Raw genomic sequence first — 3212 nt, forward strand, 5'->3', positions numbered from 1 at the left:
CCCCTGCAGGCCGAGCGCCCGGTGATCGCGGGAGCCTTCGGCGGCGAGACCTTGGTCGAGGTGATCGCGCGCCTGAACAAGGCGGCGGCAAGCGGGAGCGCCTTCGCAGGCAAGCTGCTGCAGACGATCGCCACCAAGTCGCCGACCAGCGTCGCGATCGCTTTCGAGCAGATGCGCCGGGGCGCCGGGCTCGATTTCGCCGAGGCGATGCGGACCGAATACCGCATCGTCTCGCGTATCGCGCGCGGACACGACTTCTACGAGGGTGTGCGCGCCGTCGTGATCGACAAGGATCAGGCGCCGCGCTGGCTGCCGGCAACGCTCGAAGCGGTCAGGCAGGCGGACATCGACGCCTATTTCGCGTCGCTCGGCGCTGACGAACTCGAGCTGGAGGACTGAGCTTGGGCCTAGGCGGCGACGGCGAGGCCCTGCGCGGGACTGCGGCAAGCGAGGATGGCGGCAAGAAGGAGGGGCGCTGGCGGCGCCTGCTCGTCTGGTTCCTGCGCCTGCTCTCGGCCTTCTGGCTGGCCAAGGGGCTGACCGCCTGGGCGGTGATCTTCGGCCTTCCGGGCAATCCGCAGCCGCCTTTCGAGAATCGCCTGCTCAGCTTCCAGGCCATCATCGTCTATTTCGCGGTGATCGACCTCGTAGCGGCGGTCGGGCTCTGGCTGACCTCGACCTGGGGCGGCGTGCTCTGGCTTCTGGCGGCGATCAGCCAGCTGCTGCTGAGCTTCTTCTTCCCGCGCTTCGTGCCGATGACGGCCTGGCTCATCGGGATCTACATCGCGCTGATGGCCATCTACTTCCTCGCGACCTGGGCCGCCGAGAACGACGCGGACTAAGGCCGCGCTCATCGGTCGCTGCACCCGGTCCGCGCGAGCCTGAGAGACGGCGGACGGTCCATCGATTGCGCCGAGTCATGGTAAGAATCGCTTTAGCTTAAGCGTTTCTGGCTTCACTTACGATTCACCGAAAGAGGTAAATCCCTGATTCATCCTGATATTTAAACTCGTTTTCATCCGCCGGGGCTTATGGTCATTTTCAGAAGCGGACCGGGAGAAAAATCTCGGCCGACATACAACAGGCGGGATATACAATGAAATCGAGCGTCAAGACTTTGGATGTTTCCAAGAATAACGAGTCCGAACTCAGCGTCAGGCCTCTTTATCTTGAGTCTCTCACGCTGGTGGAGCGGCTGCATCGTCGCCTTCTCGATGTCATCAAGGATGAGTTCGAGCGCCGCGGTCGTGACGACGTCAACAGCGTGCAGGCGCTGCTGCTCTACAACATCGGCGATGCCGAGCTCTCGGCGAGCGAGCTGCGAACCCGCGGCTACTATCTCGGCTCGAACGTCTCGTACAACGTCAAGAAGCTGGTCGAGCTGGGCTATCTCCATCATGCCCGCTCGCGCATCGACCGCCGGTCGGTGCGGATCAGCCTGACCGAGAAGGGAACCGAAGTGCACGATATCGTGAAGGGCATCTACGACAAGCATGTCCGCACGGTCGAGCAGATCGGTGGCATTGCCGCCGACGACTTCGAGCGGATGAACAACGCCCTCCTGCGCCTGGAGCGCTTCTGGACCGACCAGATCCGCTACAAGCTCTGATAAGGACTGCCTTTTCGGCGGTTTCTGATTTCTGCCTGCCTGCGGCGTGGCCGGGAAGAACCTCCCGCCGCGCCGTCGCCATGCCAGGACGGGCATCGTGACTGTGGTTTTGTTGCCATGCATGCGGCAAAACCGAGCCATGCCCTAAATTCGCCTCTGTCATCACGCCTCGTTAACCGTGCTAGGACACCGTCGTCGGCCGAGAGGTCTTTGCGGCAGTCCCCGTGAGCGTCGCCATCTCGGCGACGTTTTTGTGCGGCCTGCCTGCATACGTGTAGTCTTGAAGAGGGAAGAGATGTCGGATTTGAGCCTGACCCGCCGCGAAACGGTGCTGGCCCTCCTGTCGGGTGCCGCCACGGCCGCCGCTGCTCCGGCGCTCGCCCAGCAAGCTGAATGGCGCCAGAGCTATGATGCTGGTCCGCGCAACGCTGTAATTCGTTCCTCGACGCCGATGCTCTCGCCGGAATCGCTGCAGGCGACCGAGCAGGCGATCGCGACCTATCGCGATCTCGCTGCACGGGGCGGCTGGGCGCCCGTCCAGCTTCCTGACCGCATGGGCGTGGGTGCGAAGGGGCCAGGCGTGGTCGCGCTGCGCCAGCGCCTGATCATCACCGGCGATCTCGACGCTGCCGCGGGCGACAGCCCGGTCTATGACTCCTATGTCGAGTCGGGGGTGCGCCGCTTCCAGTCGCGCGTCGGTCTTTCGACCACGGGAACGATCAACCGCGCGACGGTCGTCGCGCTCAACGTGCCGATCGACCGCCGCATCCGCCAGCTCGAGACCAATGTCGTGCGCCTGCGCAGCTGGTCCGGCAATCTCGGCGGCCGCTACGTCGTCGCCAATATTCCCGCCGCGATGGTCGAGACGGTCGAGAACGGGCATGTCGCGACCCGCCACGCCGCCGGCGTCGGCAAGATCGATCGCCAGTCGCCGCTGCTGCAGACCCGCATTCCCGAAGTCAATTTCAACCCGACCTGGACGGTTCCCGCCTCGATCATCCGCAAGGACCTGATCCCGAAGATGCGCAAGGAGCCGAACTACCTCACCGAGAACAAGATCCGCATCATTTCGCCGAGTGGCGCGGAGATCTCGCCGGCCAGCGTGAACTGGAATTCGGACGAGGCGACGCGCTATACATTCCGGCAGGATCCGGGCGGCGAGTTCAACTCCCTCGGCTTCGTGCGCATCAACATTCCGAGCCCCCACGGCGTCTATATGCACGACACGCCGTCAAAGGGCATCTTCGGCGACGACTACCGCTTCGTATCGTCGGGCTGCATGCGCGTGCAGAACGTGCGCGACTATATCGCCTGGCTCCTGAAGAACACCCCCGGCTGGGATCGCGCCAAGATCGACGAGGTCATCCAGTCCGGCCAGCGCGTCAATGCCCGGATCTCCGATCCGGTGGCCTGCTACTGGGTTTATGTCACCGCCTGGGCGACCGCGGATGGCGGGGTGCAGTTCCGTGACGACATCTACAACAAGGATGGCCTGGGCCCCGCGCCGGTGGCGGCGTTGCAGGGCGATCAGGATATCTGAGATACGGTGCTTGCACCGGATCGTTGAAACACCCGCCTGGCGACAGGCGGGTTTTTCATTGGC

4 protein-coding genes are annotated in these 3212 nt (G+C 63.9%); all 4 read left to right on the top strand.

Translation table 11 applies throughout. From position 1 onward, the window contains the following. Positions 1-399 (top strand): enoyl-CoA hydratase/isomerase family protein (locus ACIPIA_RS13000; protein WP_400510156.1); only part of this gene is annotated, 399 nt, incomplete at its 5' end. 2 nt (positions 400-401) lie between these two features. Beyond that, positions 402-842, top strand: a complete 441-nt coding sequence (locus ACIPIA_RS13005; protein WP_400510157.1) for a DUF6163 family protein — start codon at positions 402-404, stop codon at positions 840-842. A 254-nt stretch (positions 843-1096) separates the two neighbouring features. Then, a complete protein-coding gene (gene ldtR, locus ACIPIA_RS13010; RefSeq protein ID WP_400510159.1) occupies positions 1097-1609 on the top strand; it encodes a transcriptional regulator LdtR in 513 nt (170 codons plus the stop codon). Positions 1610-1904: 295 nt separating this feature from the next. Further along, positions 1905-3149, top strand: coding sequence for a L,D-transpeptidase family protein (locus ACIPIA_RS13015; protein WP_400510160.1), 1245 nt, complete (start codon positions 1905-1907; stop codon positions 3147-3149). Positions 3150-3212 lie beyond the last annotated feature (63 nt).

This window comes from Allobosea sp. CER48 (assembly GCF_044752385.1).
Classification (GTDB): domain Bacteria; phylum Pseudomonadota; class Alphaproteobacteria; order Rhizobiales; family Beijerinckiaceae; genus Allobosea.

Coding starts and splice junctions, on each gene's coding strand:
- ldtR (WP_400510159.1), top strand. CDS start 1,097: ATGAAATCGAGCGTCAAGACTTTGGATGTTTCCAAGAATAACGAGTCC.
- ACIPIA_RS13015 (WP_400510160.1), top strand. CDS start 1,905: ATGTCGGATTTGAGCCTGACCCGCCGCGAAACGGTGCTGGCCCTCCTG.